Origin of the sequence: Frankia sp. ACN1ag, assembly GCF_001414035.1 — a bacterium.
Classification (GTDB): Bacteria; Actinomycetota; Actinomycetes; order Frankiales; family Frankiaceae; genus Frankia; species Frankia torreyi.
In genome coordinates, this window is record NZ_LJPA01000056.1 from 1 (window position 1) to 823 (window position 823).

Genomic DNA, 823 nt, shown 5'->3' on the forward strand with positions numbered 1-823 from the left:
CGCATACCTCATACCAACGGACTACCCAACCCCCAACGATCACCCCAGCGATCACCACCGGATCAACCCGACCCGGCACATTAAAGATCAGTAGCAGGCCACACATGGCGATGAACGCCTTCCCAGCGGTCAGGATTGCGCTCGCTGGAGTCGCTCCGTCATGGTATGAGAGCCCTCCCACGATCACGGCAGCCAATATGCACAGGGTGACAACAAGAGTAGCAGCAAGTGCAAACATCGCATTGATTTGAATGAGTATCTCCCCCATATTTAGTGATCAATAAGAGGTGCCGTGATGGCTGCCCCGTGAGACCTTTCGGCGACAGCCCGTAGCCGGGCTTTCCCGGCGAGATGCGGCAGATCGGTCCATGAGCAGAAGTATCTCCATCCGTTCATCCATCTCGCAACGAAGCTGCCGTAAACATCATTCCGATGGGTTGGTCACGAGGCTCGCATGGCGCGTATGGCCAGGCGGTGACGCTCCAGCCCCTTGACGGAGGAAGTCGATCTGTTGCGATCGAGATATCTTGGCGAGGCGGGTTGGGAATTCGTTGCCCTCTCGGTTTGGTGCAATTTCTTGCTGGAAAGCAGATCCCTCCAGGGATGATGATCAAATCTTGCAGTTGATCACACGCTGCCGAAAGCAGCATTCGTTGCGATCCCTCTAGGGGTGATCAGCAGAATCAGGGTAGAGGTGTGGTCGGGGGTGTGGCGAACAGGGTGTCGGAGTGAAGATGCCGGAGACCGTAGATGAGCGCGCTCGCGGTTCCGCGGAACCTCTATCGGGCGGGGCGGTTACGTGCCGAGGCGATCGGTGACGATG

Annotated in this window: 1 protein-coding gene; it reads right to left on the reverse strand. The window is 57.5% G+C overall.

Translation table 11 applies throughout. The features are described 5' to 3' along the window. Nucleotides 1-268, reverse strand: a 268-nt coding sequence (locus UK82_RS40950; RefSeq protein WP_236706589.1) for a hypothetical protein, incomplete at its 3' end; no start/stop codon positions are given. Nucleotides 269-823: the final 555 nt, after the last annotated feature.